The sequence below is a fragment of the Acidovorax benzenivorans genome, assembly GCF_028680575.1.
GTDB lineage: Bacteria > Pseudomonadota > Gammaproteobacteria > Burkholderiales > Burkholderiaceae_C > Acidovorax > Acidovorax benzenivorans.
Map to the genome: position 1 here is coordinate 265,532 of NZ_JAPCKI010000006.1, position 24,609 is coordinate 290,140.

The 24,609-nt window shown below is 62.1% G+C and carries 20 protein-coding genes; 6 read left to right on the forward strand and 14 right to left on the reverse strand.

The genetic code is table 11. The features are described from left to right. Nucleotides 1–5 precede the first annotated feature (5 nt). The 5 genes from phoU to pstS all read right to left on the reverse strand — a co-directional run bounded on the left by phoU (nt 6) and on the right by pstS (nt 4,582). The gene (gene phoU / locus OIN59_RS13255; protein WP_010457902.1) at nt 6–707 is read right to left on the reverse strand and encodes a phosphate signaling complex protein PhoU; all 702 of its coding nucleotides are present in this window, start codon (nt 705–707) and stop codon (nt 6–8) included. Nucleotides 708–718: 11 nt separating this feature from the next. Then, entirely contained in the window at nt 719–1,501 is a 783-nt protein-coding gene (gene pstB, locus OIN59_RS13260; protein WP_274110993.1) for a phosphate ABC transporter ATP-binding protein PstB, read from the reverse strand. A gap of 61 nt (nt 1,502–1,562) precedes the next feature. Continuing rightward, nucleotides 1,563–2,417: a phosphate ABC transporter permease PstA gene (gene pstA, locus OIN59_RS13265; RefSeq protein WP_274110995.1), complete on the reverse strand. Its 855-nt coding sequence runs from the start codon at nt 2,415–2,417 to the stop codon at nt 1,563–1,565. 42 nt (nt 2,418–2,459) lie between these two features. Continuing rightward, nucleotides 2,460–3,479, reverse strand: coding sequence for a phosphate ABC transporter permease subunit PstC (gene pstC, locus OIN59_RS13270; protein ID WP_274110997.1), 1,020 nt, complete (start codon nt 3,477–3,479; stop codon nt 2,460–2,462). Nucleotides 3,480–3,559: 80 nt separating this feature from the next. Then, nucleotides 3,560–4,582 (reverse strand): phosphate ABC transporter substrate-binding protein PstS, encoded by a 1,023-nt coding sequence (gene pstS, locus OIN59_RS13275; protein WP_274110999.1) that lies wholly within the window; start codon nt 4,580–4,582, stop codon nt 3,560–3,562. Nucleotides 4,583–4,846: 264 nt separating this feature from the next. On the opposite strand from pstS, the gene OIN59_RS13280 reads away from it, so the two are divergent. Then, complete coding sequence (locus OIN59_RS13280; protein ID WP_274111001.1) at nt 4,847–6,325, forward strand: Ppx/GppA phosphatase family protein; 1,479 nt, start codon at nt 4,847–4,849, stop codon at nt 6,323–6,325. A 52-nt stretch (nt 6,326–6,377) separates the two neighbouring features. After that, the gene (locus OIN59_RS13285) at nt 6,378–6,905 is read left to right on the forward strand and encodes a hypothetical protein (protein ID WP_274111003.1); all 528 of its coding nucleotides are present in this window, start codon (nt 6,378–6,380) and stop codon (nt 6,903–6,905) included. A gap of 67 nt (nt 6,906–6,972) precedes the next feature. On the opposite strand, the gene sixA is transcribed toward OIN59_RS13285, so the two are convergent. The 5 genes from sixA to OIN59_RS13310 form a co-directional block, all read right to left on the reverse strand. After that, nucleotides 6,973–7,437 carry a phosphohistidine phosphatase SixA gene (sixA, locus tag OIN59_RS13290; RefSeq protein ID WP_274111005.1) on the reverse strand — a complete coding sequence of 155 codons (465 nt, stop codon included), beginning with the start codon at nt 7,435–7,437 and terminating at the stop codon, nt 6,973–6,975. Continuing rightward, nucleotides 7,434–9,494 carry a polyphosphate kinase 1 gene (ppk1, locus tag OIN59_RS13295; protein WP_274111007.1) on the reverse strand — a complete coding sequence of 687 codons (2,061 nt, stop codon included), beginning with the start codon at nt 9,492–9,494 and terminating at the stop codon, nt 7,434–7,436. Before ppk1 ends, sixA begins: the two co-directional genes overlap by 4 nt. 174 nt (nt 9,495–9,668) lie before the next feature. Continuing rightward, the gene (locus tag OIN59_RS13300) at nt 9,669–10,760 is read right to left on the reverse strand and encodes a glycosyltransferase family 4 protein (RefSeq protein WP_274111009.1); all 1,092 of its coding nucleotides are present in this window, start codon (nt 10,758–10,760) and stop codon (nt 9,669–9,671) included. Then, complete coding sequence (locus tag OIN59_RS13305; RefSeq protein WP_274111011.1) at nt 10,757–11,626, reverse strand: UDP-2,3-diacylglucosamine diphosphatase; 870 nt, start codon at nt 11,624–11,626, stop codon at nt 10,757–10,759. Before OIN59_RS13305 ends, OIN59_RS13300 begins: the two co-directional genes overlap by 4 nt. Before the next feature lie 3 nt (nt 11,627–11,629). Continuing rightward, a complete protein-coding gene (locus OIN59_RS13310) occupies nt 11,630–12,469 on the reverse strand; it encodes a GNAT family N-acetyltransferase (protein WP_274111013.1) in 840 nt (279 codons plus the stop codon). Nucleotides 12,470–12,663: 194 nt separating this feature from the next. Between OIN59_RS13310 and OIN59_RS13315 the strand changes: the two genes are divergently transcribed. Both OIN59_RS13315 and OIN59_RS13320 read left to right on the forward strand, forming a co-directional pair. Further along, complete coding sequence (locus OIN59_RS13315) at nt 12,664–15,615, forward strand: bifunctional diguanylate cyclase/phosphodiesterase (RefSeq protein ID WP_274111015.1); 2,952 nt, start codon at nt 12,664–12,666, stop codon at nt 15,613–15,615. Between the two features lie 187 nt (nt 15,616–15,802). After that, entirely contained in the window at nt 15,803–18,034 is a 2,232-nt protein-coding gene (locus tag OIN59_RS13320; protein ID WP_274111017.1) for a sensor domain-containing protein, read from the forward strand. 61 nt (nt 18,035–18,095) lie between these two features. Here OIN59_RS13320 and glmM read toward each other — a convergent pair whose 3' ends face one another. The 4 genes from glmM to OIN59_RS13340 all read right to left on the reverse strand — a co-directional run bounded on the left by glmM (nt 18,096) and on the right by OIN59_RS13340 (nt 23,244). Then, entirely contained in the window at nt 18,096–19,430 is a 1,335-nt protein-coding gene (gene glmM / locus OIN59_RS13325; RefSeq protein WP_274111020.1) for a phosphoglucosamine mutase, read from the reverse strand. A gap of 94 nt (nt 19,431–19,524) precedes the next feature. Then, a complete protein-coding gene (gene folP / locus OIN59_RS13330) occupies nt 19,525–20,355 on the reverse strand; it encodes a dihydropteroate synthase (RefSeq protein WP_274111022.1) in 831 nt (276 codons plus the stop codon). Nucleotides 20,356–20,483: 128 nt separating this feature from the next. Continuing rightward, on the reverse strand, nt 20,484–22,406 hold the full coding sequence (ftsH, locus tag OIN59_RS13335) for an ATP-dependent zinc metalloprotease FtsH (protein ID WP_274111024.1): 1,923 nt from the start codon (nt 22,404–22,406) through the stop codon (nt 20,484–20,486). 145 nt (nt 22,407–22,551) lie between these two features. Next, nucleotides 22,552–23,244: an RlmE family RNA methyltransferase gene (locus OIN59_RS13340; protein WP_274111026.1), complete on the reverse strand. Its 693-nt coding sequence runs from the start codon at nt 23,242–23,244 to the stop codon at nt 22,552–22,554. 105 nt (nt 23,245–23,349) lie between these two features. Between OIN59_RS13340 and OIN59_RS13345 the strand changes: the two genes are divergently transcribed. Together OIN59_RS13345 and OIN59_RS13350 are read left to right on the forward strand one after the other, a co-directional pair. Beyond that, nucleotides 23,350–23,823 (forward strand): YhbY family RNA-binding protein, encoded by a 474-nt coding sequence (locus OIN59_RS13345; protein ID WP_056637897.1) that lies wholly within the window; start codon nt 23,350–23,352, stop codon nt 23,821–23,823. Next, entirely contained in the window at nt 23,823–24,608 is a 786-nt protein-coding gene (locus OIN59_RS13350; protein WP_274111030.1) for a glycosyltransferase, read from the forward strand. Before OIN59_RS13345 ends, OIN59_RS13350 begins: the two co-directional genes overlap by 1 nt. Nucleotide 24,609 lies beyond the last annotated feature (1 nt).

The following is a 24,609-nucleotide window of genomic DNA, read 5'->3' on the forward strand; positions in this document are numbered from 1 at the left end:
CGTACTTACAAAACCGCTGACTCGATCTCGTCGAGAGCTGTGTGACGCACGTCCTTGCCCTTGACCAGATAGATGATGAGCTCGGCCACGTTCTTGGAATGGTCGCCAATGCGCTCAATGGCCTTGGCCAGGAACAGCAGGTCCAGGCTGGGCGAGATGGTGCGGGGGTCTTCCATCATGTAGGTGATGAGCTTGCGCACGAAGCCGTCAAACTCTTTGTCGATGAGGTCGTCCTCCTTGAGGATGGCCACCGCCGCCTTGACGTCGAGCCGTGCAAACGCATCCAGCGTCTTGCGCAGTTGGCCCGAAGCCAGCTCGGCCGCCACGCGCAGGTCGCTCGATGGCAACGAGCGCGGGGCACCGCCTTCAATGATGGAGCGCACCATGCGCGCCATCTTGTTGGCCTCGTCGCCCATGCGCTCCAGGTTGGCCGTGGCCTTGGAGAAGGCCAGCAGCAGGCGCAGGTCACGCGCCGTGGGCTGGCGGCGGGCAATGATGGAGGACAACTCCTGGTCGATCTCGACCTCCATCGCATTGATGCGGGTCTCCATCGAGGCCACGGTCTCTACAGCCTCCAGGCTGAACTGGGACAGCGCATACACCGCCTGGCGGATCTGCGACTCCACCAAGCCGCCCATCTCCATGACGCGGGCAGAGACGCTGTTGAGTTCGCTGTCGAACTGGGACGAAAGATGTTTATCGGGCATCTGCTGTCTCCTTAGCCGAAACGGCCGGTGATGTAGTCTTCGGTTTCTTTGCGCTCGGGCTTGAAGAAGATCTGCTCGGTGGCACCGAACTCGATCATCTCGCCCAGGTACATGTAGGCGGTGTAGTCGCTGCAGCGGGCAGCCTGCTGCATGTTGTGCGTCACGATGGCGATCGTGTAGTCGTGCTTGAGCTCGTCGATCAACTCTTCGATCTTGGCGGTGGACAGCGGGTCCAGCGCCGAGGTGGGCTCGTCGAGCAACAGCACCGAAGGCTTCACCGCCACGCTGCGCGCAATACACAGGCGCTGCTGCTGACCGCCGGAGAGCGACAGTCCGCTCTGGTGCAGCTTGTCCTTCACCTCGGTCCACAGTGCGGCTTTGGACAGCGCCCACTCCACGCGGTCGTCCATCTCACTCTTGCTCAGCGTTTCATACAACTTCACGCCAAAGGCAATGTTGTCGTAGATGGACATGGGAAACGGCGTGGGCTTCTGGAACACCATGCCGATGCGGGCACGCAGCAGGTTGATGTCCTGCTTGGGGTCCAGGATGTCCTGGCCATAAAAGCTGATGGAGCCCTCGGCTCGCTGGCCCGGGTACAGGCTGTACATGCGGTTGAGCGTACGCAGCAGCGTGGATTTGCCGCAGCCGGAGGGGCCGATAAAGGCCGTAACCTTGTGTTCGGCGATGTTCAGGCTCACATTGCGCAGGCCCTGAAACTTGCCGTAGAAAAAGCTCAGGTTACGCAGCTCCAGCGCATTCTTGCTGGCGGTGGCGGTAGCAGTGGCATTCATTGTCAATTCCTGAAAATGGAGGCAGTCTTGTCGGTGGCTTCAGCTGGGAAGGCTGGCGGGGTCACACACGGTTCTTTTCGCGCAGGAAGACCCGCGCCACGACGTTGAGAATCAGCACCGACAGCGTGATGAGCAGCGCACCGCCCCAGGCCAGGCGCACCCAGTTCTCATACGGGCTCAGGGCAAACTGGAAGATCACGACCGGCAGGTTGGCCATGGGCGCGTTCATGTTGGTGCTGAAGAACTGGTTGTTGAGCGCCGTGAACAACAAGGGCGCGGTCTCGCCGCTGATGCGGGCCACGGCCAGCAGCAGGCCGGTCATGACGCCGCTGCGCGCTGCGCGCAAAGTGACCATGGTCGAGACCTTCCAGCGCGGAGCCCCCAGCGCAAACGCCGCTTCACGCAGGCTGCCGGGCACCAGGCGCAGCATGTTCTCGGTGGTGCGCACCACCACAGGCACAGCAATCAGCGACAACGCCAAGCTGCCAGCCCAACCCGAGAAATTGCCCACGGTGGCCACTGCGATGGCGTACACAAACAGGCCCAGCACGACCGAGGGTGCGGACAGCATGATGTCCGTCACAAAGCGGGTCAGTTCAGCGGTCTTGCTCTGGTCGCCATATTCAGCCAAGTACACCCCGGCCAACACACCGATGGGGGTGGACACCAGCACAGAAAAACCCACCATCAGCAGGCTCCCCACAATGGCGTTGGCCAGACCACCACCTTCAGAGCCGGGCGCTGGGGTGGACTGCGTGAACATGTTCCAGTCCAGCGCGGCAAAGCCGTTGGACAGCAGCACGCTCAGGATCCAGAGCAGCACGAACAGACCCAGCGCCATGGCACCCAGTGACATAAGCAGGCCAATGGCGTTGGAGCGCTGGCGTTTTTTGTAGAGTTGTTGATTGAATTCCATGGAGCTTGTCTCTGAAGAGGGACTGGGGCAGGGACGCGGGGCTTACAGGCCCTTGGCCTTCTCGGCTCGCAGCAGCATGATCTTGGCGGCCGACAGCACCACAAACGTGATCACAAACAACAGGAAGCCCAGCGCATACAACGTGGACAAATGGAAGTCCGCCGCTTCGCCAAACTCGTTGGCGAGCGTGGATGCGATGGAAGTCCCAGGCGAGAACAGCGACGTGGGCATGCGATTGGCATTGCCGATCACGAAGGTCACCGCCATGGTTTCTCCCAACGCCCGACCGAGGCCCAGCATCACCCCGCCAATGACACCCTTTTGGGTATAGGGCAGCACCACGCGGCGCACCACCTCCCAGGTGGTGCAACCCAGGCCGTAGGCTGATTCGCGCAGGATGGGCGGAACGATCTCGAACACATCACGCATCACCGCGGCCACAAAGGGCAACACCATGAAAGCCAACACGATGCCCGCCGCCAGAATGCCGAAACCGTTGGTGCTGCCGCCGAACATAAAGCCGATCAGTGGCATGGAGCCGAGCAGTTTTTGCACGGGCACCTGAAAGTGGTCTGCAAACAGCGGCGCAAACACAAACAGACCGAACATGCCGTAGATGATGGACGGCACAGCCGCCAGCAACTCCACGGCCGTGCCCAACGGGCGGCGCAGCCACACAGGGCAGGTCTCCGTCAGGAACAAGGCAATGCCAAACGCAAGCGGCACGGCAATCAGCAGCGCAATGCCCGCACTGGCGAGGGTGCCAACGATGGCAATCGCTGCACCAAATTCTTCATTGACAATGTCCCATTCAGCGCGCCAGATGAACTGCACGCCAAACTTGTGAAAGGCTGGCCACGCATAAACAAACAGCGAGACGATGATGCCCAGCAGCGCCGCCAGCACCAGCAGCGACAGACTCTGGGTCAACCGATGGAAAACGACGTCCTGCAGTCGCTGCCGCTTGGCAATCGACACCATCGACGGTGTGGGGGCGTCCGTCGTTTTGACGGACACAGGTTGCGAACTCATGGTGGTTCCCACGCTCATGTTGACTCCCATCTGGCTTCTGGAGACCCCACAAACCAGCGCCCATCGGCCAGACCAGCCGGCCAATGGGCACTATTCTGGGGCAAACCGCTTTACTTCTTGATCTGCGACCAGACCTTGGAGCGGATCTCGGCGGTCAGGCTGTCAGGCAGCGGCACGTAGTCCAGCTCCGAGGCCATGGTCTTGCCGTTCTTGAAAGCCCAGTCAAAGAACTTGAGCACCTCGGCCGACTGGGCCTTGTCTGCCGGGTCCTTGTACATCAAGATGAAAGATGCCGTGCTCACAGGCCAGCTGTTGGCACCCTTGGCATTGACCATGGAAATCCCCATACCGGGCACGCTGAACCAGTCGGCGCCCGCAGCCGCTGCTGCAAAAGTAGCGTCATCAGGACTCACATACTTGCCGTCGGCGTTCTGCAGTTGCAAGAACGTCATGTTGTTCTTCTTGACGTAGGCGTACTCCACATAGCCCAGAGCACCCTTCACGCGGGTCACGTTGGCAGCCACACCCTCGTTGCCCTTGCCACCCACCGAGGAGGAAGCTGGCCACTTCACAGCGGCTCCCTTGCCCACGGAATCCGCCCATTCCTTGCTGACAGCGGCCAGGTAGTCCGTCCAGTTGTAGGTGGTGCCAGAGCCATCCGCACGGTGCACGATAGTGATGTTCTGGTCGGGCAGCGTCTTGCCAGGGTTGAGGGCCGCCAGCTTGGCATCGTTCCACTTGGTGATCTTGCCCAGATACATTTCAGCCAGCACAGGGCCCGTCACACGCAGTTCGCCCGGCTTGAAACCTTCCAGATTGACCACAGGCACCGTGCCGCCAATGATGGCGGGGAACTGGACCATGCCGTCTTTATCCAGATCGGCACCGGGCACAGGCGCATCAGAAGCACCGAAAGCTACGGTTTTGGCGCGAATCTGACGGATACCACCCGAAGAACCGATCGACTGATAGTTCAGACCAACACCCGTTTCCTTCTTGTAGGCTTCAGCCCACTTGGCATACATCGGAAAGGGGAACGTAGCGCCAGCGCCGGTGATGTCCGCCGCAAAGGCATTGCCCACAGCCAGAGAGGCCAGTGCTACTGCGACGGTTTTGAGAAATACACGTTTCATGAGGTACCTTTCGGCTGGGGTTAACAGGAATACTGCGAACTCTAGAGGCCCATCATGACAATTCAGTGACACAAAAGATCTCATCCCAGGCGATTGCGACAAACACCATGACGCCGCATCAAAGATGTCATTGATATGTCACACGGTCCCATCACACTGGCGCAACCGCCCTACCCTGTGCGCGCACAGCCTTAGAGACCGCGCCCCCAGATTGGGTCACGCGCATCGCGGTACGATGCCGCACGCAGCTCCCTCCAAACACACATGCAGAACGGCACACGCCTCGCCGCAGTCGACCTCGGCTCCAACAGTTTTCGCCTGGAAATCGGGCGCTATGAGTTCGGACACGTCCAGCGGGTGGAATACCTCAAGGAAACCGTGCGCCAGGGCAACGGGCTGGACGAAGACCGCAACCTGACCCGCGACGCCATGGAGCGCGGCTGGGCTTGTCTGGCGCGCTTTGGCGAGCGCTTGGCGGGTTTTCCTCGCGCCCAGGTGCGCGCAGTGGCGACACAGACACTGCGCGAGGCACGCAACCGGGAAGAGTTCCTGTCACGCGGCAGTGAGGTGCTGGGCTACCCCATTGATGTGGTGTCTGGCCCCGAAGAGGCGCGGTTGATTTACCAGGGCGTGGCCCGATTGCTGCCCCAATCGGACGAGCGCCGCCTGGTGGTGGATATCGGAGGACGGTCCACTGAATTGATCCTGGGCCAGCAATTCACACCCAATGCGGTGGCCTCTTTCCGGGTCGGCAGCGTCGCTTGGTCGCAACGCTACTTTGCCAAGGGCGAGTTCTCAGCCCAGGCGTTCATGGCGGCGGAGATCGCAGCCAAGGCCGTGCTGGACGAGGCGCTGGAGACTTTTCGCCCCGACGCGTGGGACGTGGCCTACGGATCATCTGGCACGGCGGGCGCAGTTGGCGACATTCTGTCTGCCGCTGGAGGCTCGCAAGGTCTGATCACCCGCGATGGGCTGACCTGGTTGCAGGAGCGTTTGCTGCGCGCGCAAAGTGCAGACCGGCTGCGCATGGACGGACTCAAGGAAGAGCGCCGTGCGGTCATTGGCGGCGGCATCAGCGTGCTGCGCGCCGTGTTTGACCTGCTGGATATTCATGAGATGCAGGTTGCACAAGGGGCACTGCGCCAGGGAGCCTTGTATGACCTTCTGGATCGGGAGCAACCCGGAACCGACCTGCGCACCACAACTGTCCAGGGGCTGATGCAGCGGTTTGGAGTGGACATGGAGCATGCAGACCGCGTGGCGCGTACCGCCTGCGCATTGTTTGACCAGGCCGCACCACCCGGGAGCGAACGCGCCAACCGAAAGCTGGACTGGGCTGCCCGGCTGCACGAGATTGGTTGCCGCATTTCGCACAGCGACTACCACCGCCACGGTGCCTACATTCTCGACAACACCGATGCCGCTGGCTTTGCCGTGCCCGAACTGCATCGCCTGGGAGTGCTGGTACAAGCACAGCGGGGCAAGGTGCGTAAGTTGGGCGTGGAACTGGACGACCCTATTTTTGTGCTGCAGCTTTTGTGCTTGCGCTTGGCTGTGGCCCTGTGCCACGCGCGCCGAGAGCCCGATACCAAGGGATTGTCGCTGCGTCTGGACAGGCAGCGATTTCAAGCCAGCGCCCGGCCCGGCTGGGCCCTGGCGTACCCACAGTCCGCCCACCTTCTGCTCGAAGAAGTGCAAGCCTGGCAGAAAACCCCCTGGGAACTGGCTGTTGACATGCCTTGAGGAGATCACATAAACGATATAAACTGTTTATACCGTTTATTAAATCTCTATCATGACCACTGCAAACACCCCCCCCAGTTCCGTTGTCGTGCCCGCCGCGCCTGCAGCCCCGACCACAAAGACAGTCAAGCCGACCAAGCCAGCAACAGCCGTCAAAGCCCCCAAGGCAACCAAGCCCGCCAAAAAGGCCGTGGCAAAAAAGACCCAAACCCCCAAGCCAGCTGCGGCGACCAAGCCAGTCAAGGCTGCAGCTACAGCAAAGCCCGGCAAGGCCAGCGAGACCAAAGCCAAAAAGCCCAAGCTGGTGCGCGACAGCTTCACCATCCCCAAGGACGAATACGCGGTGCTCGACACCTTGAAAGACCGTGCCACGGCATTGGCCCACCCCGTCAAGAAAAGCGAGCTGCTGCGTGCAGGGCTCAAGGTGCTGGCGGGACTTTCAGACAGCGCATTGCGCAGTGCCTTGCAAGCGGTGCCGTCTATCAAAACCGGCCGCCCCAAGGCCGATGTGGAAGAGACCTTGCCAACGGCCGCCGCCAAGACAGCGGCCAAGGCCAGCGGCAAAACAGGACACAAGTAAATCAGGCCCCAAGGCACCGCATGCCTTGAGCGAGAGGTTCACAGGTTCGCAGATATTGGTGGATGAATCAGAGAAACTCTGGTGACTGCACCGCCATCAGCACGGTCTGGCTATGGTCCCAACGCTGGCGCTGGCGCAGCCACCACACGGAGCCTTTGCGCACGGGGCACTCCGGGGCCTGGAGTTGCAGCAACTGCGCAACGGTCTGGCCCAGCATGGGCTGATGCCCCACCACCAGCACCGCGCCTTTGGCGCGGGGCCATTGCACAAGCTCCAGCAAATCCTGTGGCGTTCCGCCTGGCAACAACTCAGCGCGCATTTTGAACTTGCGGCCCAAGGCATGGGCCGTTTGCTCAGTTCGCCGCGCGGGACTTGCCACCACCCTCAGGCCTTCCGGCAGTTGACGATCCAGCCAGGCAGCCATGCGTGCCGCCTGCTTCTCACCCCGGCTCGTGAGCGGGCGCGCAAGATCGTCGCTGCCGTCTTCGGCCTCCTCCGCTTCGGCATGACGCCAGAGGATCAAGTCCATCATGCGACCCCTGGCGCCTCGCGACCAAGGGCAGCCCGTGGCCCGTACCGCACCATCAAGGCATTCTGGGCACCGCGACCGTCCACTGGGTGCGCAGCGCGGTCATAGGTGCCGCCTGCATTCAACGTCCATGCGTCCCGGTCATCACACAGGTAGGCCACCAAACATTCGTCGATGATCTGCTGGCGCAGCGTGGCGTCGGTGACTGGCCACGCCAGCTCCACGCGGCGCATCATGTTGCGGTTCATCCAGTCGGCACTCGACAGGTAGAGGTCTTCTTCGCCGCCCGCTCGAAAATAGAAAACACGCGTGTGCTCCAAGAACCGGCCAATCACCGAGCGCACCCGGATGTTGTCAGTCACTCCCGGTACCTGCGCAGCCAGCATGCAGGCCCCGCGCACAATCAAATCAATGCGCGCACCACGCTGCCCAGCAAGGATCAACGCTCGCATCAGTGCCTCGTCAGTCAATGCATTCATCTTGGCCACAATCCGTGCATCCTCTCCACGGCTTGCAGCCAGCCCCACGCGCTCGATTTTTTCGATCATGCGGCGGTGCAAGTGAAAAGGTGCAAGCATGAGCTTTCGCAGCTTGGGCGGCCGGTTCTGGCTGGCAAGGTGGTTGAACACACCATCCATGTCGGCGGTGGTTTCTTCATCGGCGGTGAGGTAACTCAGGTCGGTGTACAGCTTGGCCGTGCGCACGTTGTAGTTACCGGTGGACAGATGCCCGTAACGGCGCAACTGCCGCCCTTCGCGGCGAGTAACAAGCAGCATCTTGGCGTGCGTCTTGAGGCCCACCACGCCATAGACCACCTGCGCACCAATCGACTCCAGCGCCTCGGCCCAGTTGATGTTGGCCTCTTCGTCAAAGCGCGCCTTCAGCTCCACCACCGCCATCACCTCCTTGCCTCGACGTACTGCCTCGCTGAGCAGGTCCATGAGTTCGGAGTCGGAGCCTGTGCGGTAGATGGTCTGTTTGATGACCAAGACCTGTGGGTCGTTCACGGCCTCGCGCAGGAAGGCGAGAAGCCCGTCAAAGCTCTCGAAAGGCTGGTGGATCAACACATCGCGCTGGCGCAGTTGATCCATGATGGACACCCCTGGCTGGAGTTGCCGCGGCCACGCGGAGCTCCACGGCAGAAACAGCAACTTAGGATCGTTCACCAAGTCCACCAACTGGGTCAGGCGCACCAGGTTCACGGGGCCATGCACACGGTACAAGGCGGCGCTGGGCAGATCAAATTGCTCCAACAAGAAGTCGGACAGGAAGCGGGAGCAACCTGCAGAGACTTCCAGCCGCACGGCCTGTCCGTAATGGCGGTGCTGTAGGCCCTGCCGCAAGGCGGTACGCAGATTGCGCACATCCTCTTCGTCCAGCGCCAGGTCCGAGTGGCGCGTGACACGAAACTGCGAAAACTCCGTCACCTCGCGGCCAGGAAAGAGGTCTTCAAGGTGCGCCCGCACGATGCTCGACAGGCTGACGAACAATGCCCCATCAGGCGCGACCTTCTTCGGCATGCGGATCAAACGGGGCAAGGCACGCGGCACCTTCACGATCGCGATTTCATTCTCGCGGCCAAAGGCATCTCGCCCCTTCAGGCGCACGATGAAGTTCAACGACTTGTTGGCCACCTGAGGAAACGGATGGGCCGGATCCAGCCCTACCGGAATCAACAAGGGGCGGACCTCGCGCACAAAATGCTCGTGCACCCAGCGCCTCTGCTCTGCGGACCGGTCGCCGTGCGCCACGATGCGGATGCCATGCTGAGCAAACGCGGGGACCAGCGCATCGTTGTACAGCGCGTATTGCCGCGCCACCAGGTTGTGGACCTGGGCAGACAGCGCCTCAAACGACGCAGTGGTGTAGCTGCCCTTGGTTTCGCCTTTCTTTGCCGCAGTGATGTGAGCTGCCGCACGCACTTCAAAAAACTCGTCGAGGTTGGACGACACGATGCACAGATAGCGCAGCCGCTCCAGCAGCGGAACATCCGTACGGACAGCCCAATCAAACACGCGTTCATTGAAGGCCAGGATGCTGTGGTCACGGTCCAAAAACATGTGGGGCGCAACATCCGTGGCAACCACTCCCGGTACAAAACTACTGTCATGTGACAAAGTGCGCCGAGAATCTCCCGCAGCATCAGGGTGCTCGCGCGGCAGAGAGACAGAATCAACAGAAGACAGAGGCGGCATGGATACGCGGGTGCGGCAATTGCAGGATCCCTGCAGTATTTAACGCCCAGATGACAGCTGCGTGACAGACTTTGTGACAGACACAAAAACACCTTGCGCGCTGGATCGGGCCGGTACCAGGTACTGCTGAAACAGCCTGGCTGCCTGGGCCCAGGTGAACTCCAGCGCTCGGCTGCGCGCCTCGGCTCGTGGAGTGGCCAAAGCCTGCTGCGTGGCAGCCAGCAGGCTTTCATCCAAAACGCCCCCCAGGGGCGCCTTGTCGCCCCCGGTTCCCAGCACCTCGCGGGGGCCGTCTTCAGGAAAGGCGGCTACCGGTGTTCCGCAAGCCATCGCCTCCAACATCACCAGCCCAAAGGTTTCCGAGCGGCTCGGAAACACAAAAACATCGGCCGAGGCGTAGACCAGCGCCAGTGCCTCCCGGTCCAGAATGCCAAGCCAGCGCACCTGCGGGTACTTGGCTTTGAGCCGAGCCTCCAGCGGGCCCACACCGCACACCACCTTGGTGCCCGGCATGTCCAGCTGCAGAAAGGCCTCGATGTTCTTCTCGTACGAAATGCGCCCCACGTACAGCGCCACCGGATGGGCCAACACCCCGGTAAGTGGACTCTGGCAAACCTCGCCGTGAAAACGAAACGCCTGGGTGTCCACACCGTGCGTCCACAAACGCAGTTGGCGAAAGCCGCGCCGCTCCAACATCTGCAAGACACCCTGCGTGGGCACCATCACCCCTGACGAGGGGCGGTGAAAATGCCGGAAAAGCGCATAGCCCCAACCCAGCGGTACACGCAGAGCGGCCTGCAGAATCTCGGGAAACCGCGTGTGAAAGGCGGTCGTGAAGGCCAATCCATGCCGAAGGCAATAGCGACGCCCGGCCCACCCCAGCGACCCTTCAGTGGCCAGATGGATGGCATCAGGCTGTATGGCGTCCAGCCTCTTGGCCAGCAACTTGTAGGGCCGGACCGCCAGATCAATGCCTGCATAGCCAGGACAAGGACGGGTGGGGAACTGGCCGGGGTGCAGTACCTGAACATCATGCCCGGCATCCTCCAGCTCTCGCACCAGCTCCACCAACGTGGTGACCACGCCGTTGACCTGAGGCAGCCACGCATCGGTCAGCAAGGCAATCTTCATGCGGACACCTGTGTCGTCTGGCTGGGTGCGGCGGCTGCGGGCATGCCTGGCCATTGCAACAGCTCCAGCCGACCATCGAGATGCTCGACGAGTGCCGTGTGGCTCTCCACCCAGTCGCCATCGTTGCAATACAAGGTGCCGCCAATCTCGCGCATCTCGGCGCGGTGGATATGCCCACAAACTACCCCATCATGCCCACGGCGGCGGGCCTCTGCGGCCACCGCCACCTCAAAGTCGGTGACATAGTTGAGGGCCTTTTTCACCTTACCTTTCAGGTAGGCAGACAACGACCAATACGGCAAACCCATACGCGCCCGGAAGGTGTTCAGATGCCGATTGAGCTTGAGCGTGAATTCATACAGGTTGTCGCCCACGTAAGCGAGCCATTTGGCGCACTGGATCACGCCATCAAAGTGGTCTCCGTGCGTGACCCACAGGCTACGCCCGTCGGCGGTGATGTGCACCGCATCGGCCACCACCTCAATCCCCCCAAAAGAATGCCCCACAAACGCTCGGGCAAACTCGTCGTGGTTACCAGGCACAAACACCACGCGGCATCCCTTGCGCGCGCGGCGCAAAAGCTTTTGCACCACGTCGTTGTGGGCCTGGGGCCAGAACCACCGGCGGCGCAACTGCCACCCATCCACGATGTCGCCCACCAGGTACAGATGGTCGCTGGGATGGTGCTTTAAAAAGTCCAGTAGCGCCATGGCTTGGCAACCCGGTGTGCCCAGGTGCAGATCCGAAATGAACACCGCGCGAAACCGTCGCTGACCGGCGAGCGAAGCAGGCGCGTCGGGCTCTGCATCCTGTGGCACCAGGGACTCGTTCAACCAGGGCCCCAGGGCGTCGAACGCGGCGCGCATTGGTCAAGCCCCCAGAAAGTGCTTGCGGTATCGGGGGTGCAGGTCAGCCAACCGCATCAGCATGGGCAGATCAGCAGTGTTGAAGTCAGGATCCCAGGCGGGCGCTCCCAGCACGCGCGCGCCCAGGCGCAGATAGCCCTTGATCAGGGCTGGTGGGTCCACAGCGATAGAACCATCCAGATGCTCCACGGGCAGCGGCAGGCGTGGCAGCACGTGGTACTCGATGGGTGCCAGATGGGTCTTTCGTACTTGCTGCCAGATGCTGGCGGCCGCGTCGCCGCTGACCACACCGTTGTGGAGCATGGGGATGCTGGCGCAACCAATCATCGTGTCAAGTTCGTTGCGCACCATGAAGTCTGCCAACGCACTCCACAGCGCCATGATCACGCCGCCGTGGCGATGGTCGGGGTGCACGCAACTACGGCCCAGCTCCACCATGCGGGGGCGCAGCGTGCGCAAGCGCGTCAGGTCGAATTCGGTATCGCTGTAGGTTCCGCCCACCCGAATGGCCTGCGCGGGCGTCAACACCCGGTAAGTCCCAATGACTTGCTGGCTCTGGGCATCGCGCACCAAAAGGTGCTCACAATAGTCGTCAAACAGGTCTACATCGTGGCCGGGGATGGGGGTCGTCAATCGAGCGCCCATTTCTGCCGCGAACACCTCAAACCGCAAGCGCTGTGCCTCGCGAATTTCGTCCAGATGCCTGGCCCAAGCCACCTCGATCGCGCCGCGCACCGGAGCGGCATGCGCAGCGCCCGGCACAACGCCAGGACGCTGAACAATACCGGTGCCAGCCGCCTCAGGCGATGTGGACAACTGCATCAAAGTGGGCAAGTCGTTCATGGACAACGTCTCCTTCGGTAAGAACGGGCACAGCTGGAATTTCCAAACGGAGCGGGAATCCGCTTTCCTGGCCGGGAGTGTGAAAGCCGCGCATGACATGTCCATGTCTTCGGCATGTCAACGCGATGACACAGCGCCCTGCCCCTTGGCACAGCCCCCTCAATGGCCTGCATAATTGGTTCAGGAACTCCGCCGTGTCTTCACCCGCCCTGCTCCCTACACGCAGCCCCATCGCCGCCTTTGTGGCGGTGTTTACACTGGCAGCGGCCTGCGCGGGGATTGTGGTCTGGACGCTGGAACGCCAGGAACGTACTCAGCAGCACACCCAGGCGGCAGATATAGCGGGCGATCATGTCCAGGCGCTGCAACGCGCCATTGAGTTGGCGCTGTCGGCCAACAACACTCTGGTGGCCCTGGTGCGCCAGGGCCACGGCAACGTACCCCAGTTCGAGGAAATCGGCATGCAGATGCTGCCGTTCTATCCGGGCATCGCAGCCATGGGGCTATCCCCGAGGGGGGTTGTACAGCAGGTCGTACCGCGCAAGGGCAACGAAAACTCCATTGGTTTTGACCAGCTCAACGACCCTCGCCAAGGCGCTGAGTCCGCGCGCGCACGTGAATCCGGCCTGCTGACGCTGGCGGGACCGATGGAGTTGGTGCAAGGCGGCCTAGGGGTCGTAGGGCGCCAACCGGTGTACCTGGACAATGACCTGGGGCACCGCAGCTTCTGGGGGTTCACCTACGTCACCATCCGCCTGCCCGAAGTGCTGGCTGCAGCCCGGCTACCCCAACTCGCGGAGCGAGGTTTCCACTATCGCCTGTGGCGTGTTCGTCCTGACAACAACCAGGAGCAAACGATTGCCGCATCTGCGCCTCCGCCCACAAGCGACGCCGTAGGCCGCTCGCTGACGCTGCCCAATGGCCAGTGGACGCTCAGCCTGGCCCCTGCCAAGGGGTGGGGTGCGCCAGACGTGCTGGCCTTGCGCTGCGCAGTGGGTTTGCTGTTCGCATTGCTGATGGGCTACCTCGCGCGCTTGCTGGTCGAATTGAAGGCACACGAGCGCGGCCTGGCGACACAGGTGGCCCAGCGCACCTCCGAGATTCAAGCCACGCAGCAGCAGCTGCGTGCCACCATCGACGCCATTCCCGATCCATTGTTTGAAATCGACCAGGATGGCCGCTATTGCAGCGTACACAGCCCGCGCGCTGAGTTGCTCATGGGCCCTGCCGATCAGTTGATTGGCCGCAATGTCACAGACGTGTTGCCCGCCGTGGCCGCACTGACTGTGATGGATGCGCTCAACGAAGCGCAATCTCAGGGCTGGTCCACCGGACGGCAGATCATGCTGGACCTGCCCAGCCTGGGGCCCACCTGGTTCGAACTGTCCGCCGCCCGCAAAGCAGGCTCAGCGGAGGCCAAGCCTCGCTTCATCCTGCTGTCCCGCGACATCTCCGAACGAAAGCGATCACAAGAACAACTGCAGTTGACGGCCCAGGTGTTTGACCAAAGCGAAGAGGCCATCGTGATCGCCGATGCGACCCATACCATCGTGCGCATCAACCGGGCATTCAGCCGCATCACCGGTTACTCCGAAGCAGAGGCCGTAGGACAGTCGATGCGACTGCTCACGGTGGCCGAGTCCACCCACGACTTCAACGCCGACGCGGTGTACACCCACCTCACCCAGGAAGGGCACTGGGAGGGCGAGGCCTGGGGCCGCCGCAAGGACGGATCGACCTATCCCCAGTGGCTGTCCGTGAGCAGTGTGCGCGACGGCAACGGCAGCACTACCCATTCCATTACCCTGTTCCGCGACATCACGCTGCAGCGCGAGGCGCAGGACCGCATCCAGCGCCTCGCGCATTTCGACCCCCTCACTGACCTGCCCAACCGCGCGCTCCTGGCTGAACGCGCCCAACGCCACATTGAACAAGAGCAAGCGCGGGACGGAACGCTGGCCCTGCTGTTCCTGGATCTGGACCATTTCAAGAACGTGAACGACTCGCTGGGACACCGCATTGGCGACATCCTGCTGGTGGCCGTGGCCCGCCGGCTGGAGTCCCTGCTGGACACGCAGGGCACTGTGTCGCGTCTGGGAGGCGATGAGTTTTTGCTGTTGCTGCCCGCTGTCTCGGCGGTCCAGGCGGCCGATGTGGCCAACCGGCTGCTGGTCGCCGTGGCGCAACCGTTTCAGGTCGAGCCCTACGAGCTCACGACCACCCTGTCTGTGGGCATTGCCATGTATCCGGCGGACGGCGGCTCTTTCGACACCCTGTACCAGCGTGCCGATGCCGCTATGTACCGCGCCAAGCAAAGCGGGCGCAACCGCTTTGGCTTTTTCACTGCCGACCTGGAGGCACGCACTGCCCGGGCCTTGCAGATCGAAAATGCGCTGCGCCGGGCACTGGAGCGCAACCAGTTCGAGCTGCACTATCAGCCCCAGGTCTCGCTTGCCACGCGCCAGGTGGTCGGTGCTGAAGCGCTGTTGCGTTGGCACCACCCTGAGCTGGGCATAGTGTCCCCAGCGGAATTCATCCCAGTGGCCGAGAGCAGCGGCATGATCGTGGCGATTGGTGAGTGGGTGTTGAACACTGCCGTGCACGACGCCAAGCGCTGGCTGGACCTGCAACTGCCGCTGCGGGCTGTTTCGGTCAACTTGTCGGCCGTGCAGTTCCGCCACCCGCAGTTGCCCGAGATGGTGACCCGCTGCCTGCGCCAGGCCGGGCTGCCCGCGCGCCGATTGGAGCTGGAACTGACCGAGGGTGCAGCAGTGGACGACCCCGCTGCCGCACTGGCCATGATGGACCAATTGCATGACCGGGGAGTGCGGCTGTCGATGGACGACTTTGGTACCGGATATTCGTCATTGAGCTATCTCAAGCGCTTTCAGATCTACAAGCTCAAGATCGATCAGTCCTTTGTGCGGGACCTTGACGACGATGCCAACGACCGGGCCATCGTCAGCGCCATCATCCGCATGGCACAGGCACTGGGCATGCAAACCACGGCAGAAGGGGTGGAGACCGACGGACAGTTGGAGTTTCTGCGCGCACAGGGCTGCGACGAAGGCCAGGGTTATTTGTTCAGCCGCCCTCTGGCGGCCGATGCATTTGAAGCCTACCTGCGGGAGCACCAGGGCCGCTGACAACTCCAGTGGAACGCATCAGGCTCATCTCGCGCGGGCGCGCCGAAGATACGGACCGGCAGCTGTCGTACGGCAGAACATGCTGCGCCACACCTGATGCATACCCTCAAACGGCTTGTAAGCTGCCGCTGCTACACTTTGGCACAATTTTTTGAGGCCGCCTGGCCCTGCCGCCTGTATTGGTCTTATGTATTCGCTGTTCAGCACTCCGCCCTTGCAGCGCGCCGGAGTGCCCCCCGACACCCCCCTGCAACGCACCCTGCGTGAACAACAAACCCTCCTGGACAGTGCGGGAGTAGGTATCGTGTTCCTGCGCCAGCGTAGCGTAGTGCGCTGCAACCAGCGGTACGCCGAAATTTTTGGCTATGGCAGCCCTGCCCGCTTGGTGGGACTCAACACCGAAGCCTTCTACCCAGACCGCGATGCCTTTCGGGATCTGGGGCGTACCGCCTATCCCGTGTTGGCGCAGGGGCAGTCATTCCGCGTCGAGCGCCAGTTGCGCCGTTGTGATGGCACGCTGTTCTGGGGCAGCCTCACGGGGCGGCTCATCAATCCGCTCGACACCAGTGAAGGCTCCATCTGGATCGTGGACGACATCGACGAGCAAAAGCGCGCCCAGGCTGCGCTAAATGCCGCTGTGCGCGAGAAGCAGTTGCTGTTTGACAGTGCCATGGTTGGCATCGTGTTTCTGCGAGACCGGCACATGACCCGTTGCAACAATCACTTTGAGCAGATGCTGGGCTTTGAGCCGGGTGAACTCATGGGCAGTTCATCGCGCCGCTGGTACGCCAGCGATGCCGCCTGGGAAGAAGTGGGCTACCGCTGCTACCCCGCGCTGGTGGTAGGACAGTCGTACGAGGGCGAGGTGGAGCTGTGCCGCAAAGACGGAACCCCCGTGATCTGCGAAGTCCGCAGCAAATGCATCGATCCGGCCGACCCCGCCCAGGGCACTATCTGGATCACCATGGACATCACCGACCGCAAGCGCGCGCAGGCGGTGCTGGCCCAGGCCCATGAGGAGCTGGAGCGGCAGGTACAAGACCGCACGCATGAGCTGCGCGAGACGGTGAAAAACCTGCACCGTGAAATCAATGACCGCAAGGCCGACCAGGAGCGGATCTACTGGCTGGCCCACTACGATGCGTTGACTGGTCTGCCTAACCGGGCGCTGCTGGCAGAACGCGCGCAGCAGGCCATCCGCTTGGCCCAGGAGAACCAGACGCCGCTGGCCGTGATCTTTCTGGACCTGGACCACTTCAAGCATGTGAACGACTCCCTGGGTCACCGGGTGGGCGACGTGCTGCTGGTCGAGATTGCCAAGCGCCTGCGGGCTGTGGTGCGCGACAAAGACACCGTCTCGCGCCTGGGGGGTGACGAGTTCATCCTGCTGCTGCCCGGCGCCAACGCGCACGGCGCTGCCCGGGTAGCGGGCAAGCTGCAAGAGGCCTCGCGCCAGCCCTACCAGATCGATCACCACGAACTGACCATGGCTCCGTCGATGGGTATTGCGCTTTTTCCGCAGGATGGTCACGACTTCGATACGCTGACTCAGTCTGCGGATGTGGCCATGTACCGCGCCAAACTGGATGGACGCAACACCTTCCGCTTTTTCACCCCCGAGATGCAGGCCCAGTCGGTGCGCGCCTTGCAGCTCGAAAATGCTTTGCGCCGCGCCCTGGAGCGCGAGCAGTTCCACCTGCACTACCAGCCACAGATGACCCTCGCCACGGGCACCGTGCGCAGTGTAGAAGCTCTGCTGCGCTGGCAACACCCCCAGCTGGGGGCAATTTCCCCGGCCGAGTTCATCCCCATCGCTGAAGACAGCGGACAGATTCTGCAGATCGGCGAGTGGGTGCTGCGCACGGCGCTGGCTCAGCTCAAGGCATGGCGCAGTTGCGGATTTCCTGAGCTCACGATGGCAGTCAACCTCTCGGCCATCCAGTTTCGTCAGCCTCAATTGCCAGAGCTGGTGAGCCGGGTGCTCGCGGAGTTTGACCTGCCCCCGGATTCGCTGGAACTGGAGCTGACGGAAGGTGTAGCCGTGGACGACCCCCACGCGGCAGTGGCCACCATGGACCAGCTGCATGCGCGTGGGGTGCGGATGTCGATGGATGACTTCGGAACGGGGTACTCGTCACTGAGCCAACTCAAGCGGTTCCAGATCTTCAAGCTCAAGATCGACCAGTCGTTTGTGCGCGACCTGGGCAATGACAGCAACGACCGCGCCATCGTCAGCGCCATCATCCGCATGGCGCAGGCGCTGGGTATGCGCACTACGGCCGAAGGGGTGGAAACAGCGAGCCAGCTGGCTTTTCTGCACGAACAAGGTTGCGACGAAGCACAGGGCTACCACTTCAGCACACCGCTGCCCGCGGAGCAGCTGGAACGCTTCATGCGGCGACACACAACAGCGCACTGAGCGCGGCCCCGGGGCCACTCGTGGCGCGGCAGAGATCGCTGCGCCCCCGGGCCCCAGGAACTCAACCCGCGCGAGCGGCGTCAGCCAGGCGCTGCGCGCAAGAGCTGGCCAACTGCGCGTCCTGCGCCTCGACCATCACGCGCAGCAAAGGCTCGGTGCCACTGGCACGGATCAGCACCCGGCCCAAGGAACCCAGCTGCTGCTCGACGGCCTGCGTGGTGTCAGCCAGCAAACGATTCGCCTTCCAATCTTGGCCAGGCGCCAAGCGCACATTGAGCAACACCTGGGGATACAGCGTGACGTCAGCCAGCAGTTGCGCCAGCGTGCGCCCACTGCGCACACAGGCCTGGAGCACCTGTAGGGCGCTCACCAAGCCATCGCCGGTGGTGTGGCGGTCCAGTGCGAGCAAATGCCCTGAGCCTTCTCCTCCAAGCACCCAATGGTGGCGCGCCAGTTCTTCCAGCACGTACCGGTCTCCGACCTTGGCACGCACAAACTTCACGCCCTTGGCCTGCAGTGCCACTTCCACAGCCATGTTGGTCATCAGCGTGCCCACCACGCCAGGCACGTGCTCATCACGGCCCATGCGGTCGGCAGCCATCAGGTACAGCAACTCGTCACCGTTGTACAAGCGCCCTGTGGCGTCCACGATCTGCAACCGGTCTGCGTCGCCATCCAGCGCAATGCCATAGTCGGCATGGTTGGCGCGCACAGCGCGGACCAAGGCGTCTGGGTGCGTGGCTCCCACTTCGTGATTGATGTTGAGGCCGTCGGGTGCGCAGCCTATCGACAGCACTTCTGCCCCCAACTCATGGAACACCTTGGGCGCCACCTGGTACGCCGCACCATGGGCGGCGTCCACCACAATCTTCAGTCCTTTGAGCGTCAGGTCCTGGGGAAAGGTGCTCTTGCAAAATTCAATGTACCGGCCTGCTGCATCGTCCAACCTCCGCGCTTTGCCCAGACTGGCAGAGTCGGCCCACACCGGAGGTTCGGCCAGGGCCGTTTCCACAGCCAGTTCCCAAGCGTCCGACAACTTGGTGCCCTGCGCGCTGAAGAACTTGATGCCGTTGTCAGGGTAGGCGTTGTGGCTGGCACTGATGACCACACCCAGACTGGCGCGCTGAGCACGGGTCAGGTAAGCCACGCCGGGCGTGGGCAACGGCCCCAGCAGCACGACATCCACCCCTGCCGAGTTGAAGCCAGACTCCAGCGCGCTTTCGAGCATGTAGCCCGAAATGCGCGTGTCCTTGCCGATCAGCACCGTGGGGCGCTCTTCCGTGCGGCGCAACACACGGCCCACGGCATGGGCAAGGCGCAGCACAAAATCCGGCGTGATGGGCGGCTGCCCCACGGTGCCACGGATGCCATCGGTTCCAAAGTATTGGCGTGTCATGTTGTAGGGTCTCCTCTTAGGAATCTCAGTATGTTGTTATCAATGGCAGTGGCGTGGCGCCGAACCTGCCCAGCCATCCTGGGCGCTGACTCCCTCAGCCCGAGCGCCGCATCGCGGACCACACAGCCAGCGCTGCCACCGTCTCGCGCACATCGTGCACACGCACCACCGATGCCCCCCGCTCCACCGCCAGCAAGGCTGCGGCCACGCTGGGCACCATGCGCTCGTCTACCTCCAGCCCGGTAACCGTGCCCAGCGATGACTTGCGCGACCATCCTGCCAGCAGCGGATAGCCAGCGGCCAACAGCTCGGACTGCCGTGCCAGCAAGGCAAAGTTCTGTTCCACTGTTTTGCCAAAACCAATGCCGGCATCCAGCAAGATACGAGTCTTTTCGACCTCTAGCGCAAGTAGATTATGCGCCTGCAGCTCCAAAAATGATAGCACCTGGGGCACCACATCCCCTTCCATGGGCGCCTGCTGCATGGTCTGCGGGTCGCGGTGCATGTGCATCAGGCACACGCCACACCGCGGGTGTGCAGCCACCGCCGCCGCGGCTCCCGGCTGCCGCAGGGCCCAGATGTCGTTGACGATGTCAGCGCCCAGGTCCAGCACAGCGCGCATGACCTCCGGCTTGTAGGTGTCCACCGAAATCGGAACGCCCAGCGCCACCGCCTCACGCACCAGCGGCACCACACGAGACAGTTCCTCATCCAGTGGCACAGCAGGGCTGCCCGGCCGTGTGGACTCGCCGCCGATATCCAGGATGTCGGCGCCCTCTTTCAGCAGTTGCTCGCAATGCCGCAGCGCAGCAGCCGTGGAGCCATGGCGCCCCCCATCTGAGAACGAATCGGGCGTGACGTTGACGATGCCCATAACCTGGGGACGGACCAAGTCAATTGCGAAGCGAGAGGTTTGCCAGATCATGTGTCGATCACACCCATGCAGATTGGCGAAATAGCGGCTCGGCAGAGCATTCCGCAAAAAGAAAAATGATGGTCCCCATGAAAAACGGGGCACAAGGCCCCGTTCGAACGGCTGGACCGCAAGCCCGGTCAGGCTGCCGTCGGCGCGGTGTCCGTGGCTACGGCCGGAGTGCCACCGCTGGAGTTGTCTCCGCCCGACGAGGGAGGCGTGCGTGGCGTCCAGTCCTTGGGAGGGCGGGGTTCCTTACCAGCCATGATGTCGTCCAATTGCTCGGTATCAATGGTTTCCCATTCGAGCAAGGCCTTGGCCATGGCGTGCATCTTGTCGCTGTTCTCTTCAATCAGGCGGCGTGCCAGGTTGTACTGCTCATCAATGATGCGGCGCACTTCCATGTCCACCTTCTCCATGGTCTGCTCACTCATGGTGGTGGTCTTGGTGACCGAACGGCCCAGGAACACTTCGCCTTCGTTCTCGGCATAGACCATAGGCCCCAGGGCATCGGTCATACCGTAGCGAGTGACCATATCACGGGCGATGTGCGTAGCCCGTTCAAAGTCATTGCTGGCACCGGTGGTCATCTGGTTCATGAACACTTCTTCGGCGATACGGCCACCGAACAGCATGCTGATCTGGTTGAGCATGTATTCGCGATCGTAGCTGTAGCGGTCCTGCGCGGGCAGGCTCATCGTCACGCCCAGGGCACGGCCACGGGGGATGATGGTGACCTTGTGCACGGGGTCGCACTTGGGCAGCAGCTTGCCGATCAGGGCGTGACCAGACTCGTGGTAGGCCGTGTTGCGACGCTCTTCCTCGGGCATGACCATGCTCTTGCGCTCCGGGCCCATCAGGATCTTGTCCTTGGCCTTCTCGAAGTCCTGCATCTCCACGGTGCGCGCATTGCGACGCGCAGCCATCAGAGCGGCTTCGTTGCACAGGTTGGCCAGGTCGGCTCCACTCATGCCGGGGGTGCCACGGGCGATGATGCCGGGGGCCACATCTTGGCCGATCGGGATCTTGCGCATGTGCACGTTCAGGATCTGCTCGCGGCCACGGATGTCGGGCAGCGTCACATACACCTGGCGGTCGAAACGGCCGGGGCGCAGCAGGGCCGCGTCCAGGATGTCGGGGCGGTTGGTGGCAGCCACCACGATCACGCCCAGGTTGGTTTCAAAGCCATCCATCTCGACCAGCATCTGGTTCAGGGTCTGTTCGCGCTCGTCATTACCGCCACCCAAACCAGCACCGCGCTGGCGGCCCACTGCGTCAATTTCATCGATGAAGATGATGCACGGGGCGTTCTTTTTAGCGTTGTCGAACATGTCGCGCACACGGGCTGCGCCCACGCCGACGAACATTTCCACAAAGTCGGAGCCCGAGATGCTGAAGAACGGCACCTTGGCTTCGCCTGCGATGGACTTGGCGAGCAGCGTCTTGCCAGTGCCGGGAGGGCCCACCAGCAACAAGCCACGCGGAATACGGCCACCGAGCTTCTGGAACTTTTGCGGGTCTTTCAGGAAGTCCACAACTTCCTTGACTTCTTCCTTGGCCTCGTCGCACCCGGCGACGTCAGCGAACGTGACCTGGTTGTTGTTTTCGTCGAGCATGCGCGCCTTGCTCTTGCCGAAGCTGAAGGCACCGCCTTTGCCGCCCCCCTGCATCTGGCGCATGAAGTACACCCACACGCCGATCAGCAGCAGCATGGGGCCCCAGCTGACCAGAAGGGTCATGAGCAAGGAACCTTCTTCGCGGGGCTTCACGTCGAACTTGACGTTGTGGTTCAGCAGGTCACCCACCAAACCACGGTCGAGCACCGAAGCGTTCGTGCGGATCTTGCGGTCGTCGGTAGTGACCGCCACAATCTCGCCGCCGCTCAGCCCTTCTGGAATGGTGGCGCTTTTGATGCGGTTGTTGCGGACTTCATCCAGAAACTCGGAATACCCGACATGACCTGCACTGGCGCCGCTACGCGTGTCAAACTGCTTGAACACCGTGAACAGCACCATGGCAATGACCAGCCATACGGCAATTTTTGAAAACCACTGATTGTTCAAGCGGGGCTCCAGTTGCAGGGAACAGAAAACGGACACACTGCCGTCATGGCACGCATGTGCGGCCCATTTTAGGTCTTTCAAGCCACAGGGCCAGCTCTATTCCCCCTCACGCCCATGGAATCTGCACGGGCTTTGAGGGCAAAGCTCACGGATTCTTGACCTGAGGCAAGCCCGCACCGCCCGCTTTTTTGAGCCCCATGCCCACCAGGAAGGTTTCCGACGACTTGTCGCGTGAGGCCTTGGGCTTCAAGGGCTTGACGACCTTGAAGGTCTGCTTGAACAGGGTGACCAGATCGCTGTATCCACTGCCGTGGAACAACTTGACCACCAGGGCCCCCTCCGGTTTCAAGTGATTGCACGCGAAATCCACGGCCAACTCCACCAAATGCGCAATCCGTGCCGCATCGGCCGACTCGATGCCCGACAGGTTGGGTGCCATATCAGACACCACCACGTCCACCACCCGGCCGTCGAGCGCCTGCTCCAGGCGCTCCAGCACCTCGGGCTCGCGAAAGTCGCCATTCAAGTAGGTAACGCCTTCTATGGGCTCCATGGGCAGGATGTCCAACGCAATGATCACCCCGTTGAGCTGCCCCGCTGCGGCGCCTGCTGGCGACATGCGCCTGCGCAGATACTGGCTCCACGCGCCAGGCGTGGAGCCCAGATCGACCACCGTATAGCCCGGCTTGATAAGGCCCAGTTGCTCGTCAATCTCCTTGAGCTTGTATGCGGCACGGGCTCGATAGCCCTCCTTGTGCGCCAATTTGACGTAGGTGTCGTTCACGTGGTCGTTGAGCCACGCCTTGTTCACCTTCTTGCTCTGGGTTTTGACTTTCATATGGCGGTATTGTCTCTCGACAATCGTTGCAGCTGGTGAGTTCAAAGCCTGGCCCCACACGGGAGGTGGCATCACGCCACGACGGGCCGCAGACATAATACGGGTATGCCCCAAATTCAACTGACTCCTGCCGAGCGCCGGGAACAACGCGCCAATGCTCACCACCTGGACCCCGTGGTCCTGATCGGCGGCGATGGCCTCACCCCTGCGGTCAAAAAGGAAATCGACGCCGCCCTCAATGCCCATGGACTGATCAAGGTCCGTGTTTTCAACGATGACCGCGTGGCGCGCGAGCTGATGTACCAGGAGCTGACCGCAGAACTCAACGCCGCGCCCATCCAGCATATTGGCAAGCTGCTGGTGCTGTGGCGGCCTCAGCCCGTCAAGGAACGTACCGTCGATGAAGACCGCATGCCCGGTCCACGCGACGTCAAAGTGCTCAAGTACAGCAAACGTGGCGGCCAGCGCCCCGAGATCAAGCAGTTGCGCGTACTTGGCAACCAGCGCCTCACTTCAGGCGGCCAGATCAAGCGTGCCAAGCCCAAGCAAAAATCCATCAAGAAGCGCCAGGCCGACTGATGAGCCACGAGGCAGGCTCGGCAGTACCTGCAAGCGTTGCAGCACCTGCCAACATGGCGCCCACCCGCCACATTCTCTGCATGAAATGGGGCACAAAGTACGGCCCCGAATACGTCAACCGGCTGTATGCCATGGTGCGACGGCATCTGAGCGGAGACTTCCGCTTTGTCTGCCTCACCGATGACCACACCGGCATCCGCAGCGAAGTGCAATGCCTGCCCATCCCCGCGCTCGATCTGCCGCCTGGCATTCCCGAGCGAGGCTGGACCAAGCTGGCCACCTTCAGTGCAGATTTGCACGGCCTGCGCGGCACCGCACTGTTTCTGGATGTGGATGTGGTCATCACCGGCAGCCTGGATGATTTCTTTACCCAGCCCGGCGAATTCCTGATCATCCACGACTACAAGCGCCCATGGCGCATCACGGGCAACTCGTCGGTGTACCGCTTTGAACTGGGCGCCCACCCCGATGTGCTGGCGTATTTTCGCGAGCACTTCGCCGAGATCCGTACGCAGTTCCGTAATGAGCAGGCCTATCTGTCCGACTTCTTGCACAAGCAGGGCAAGTTGCAATACTGGCCCGCTGCGTGGTGCCCCAGTTTCAAGTACCACGGGATACCGCCGTGGCCTACCAACTACTGGCGCGCACCGTTCGTGCCCGACGGAGCACGCATCGTGATTTTTCATGGGGAATGCAACCCCCCCGATGCCTTGGCCGGGCGGCGCAACCGGCGGTTTCGCTTCATTCGTCCTGCCACCTGGGTGGCCAAGCACTGGCGAGAATAGG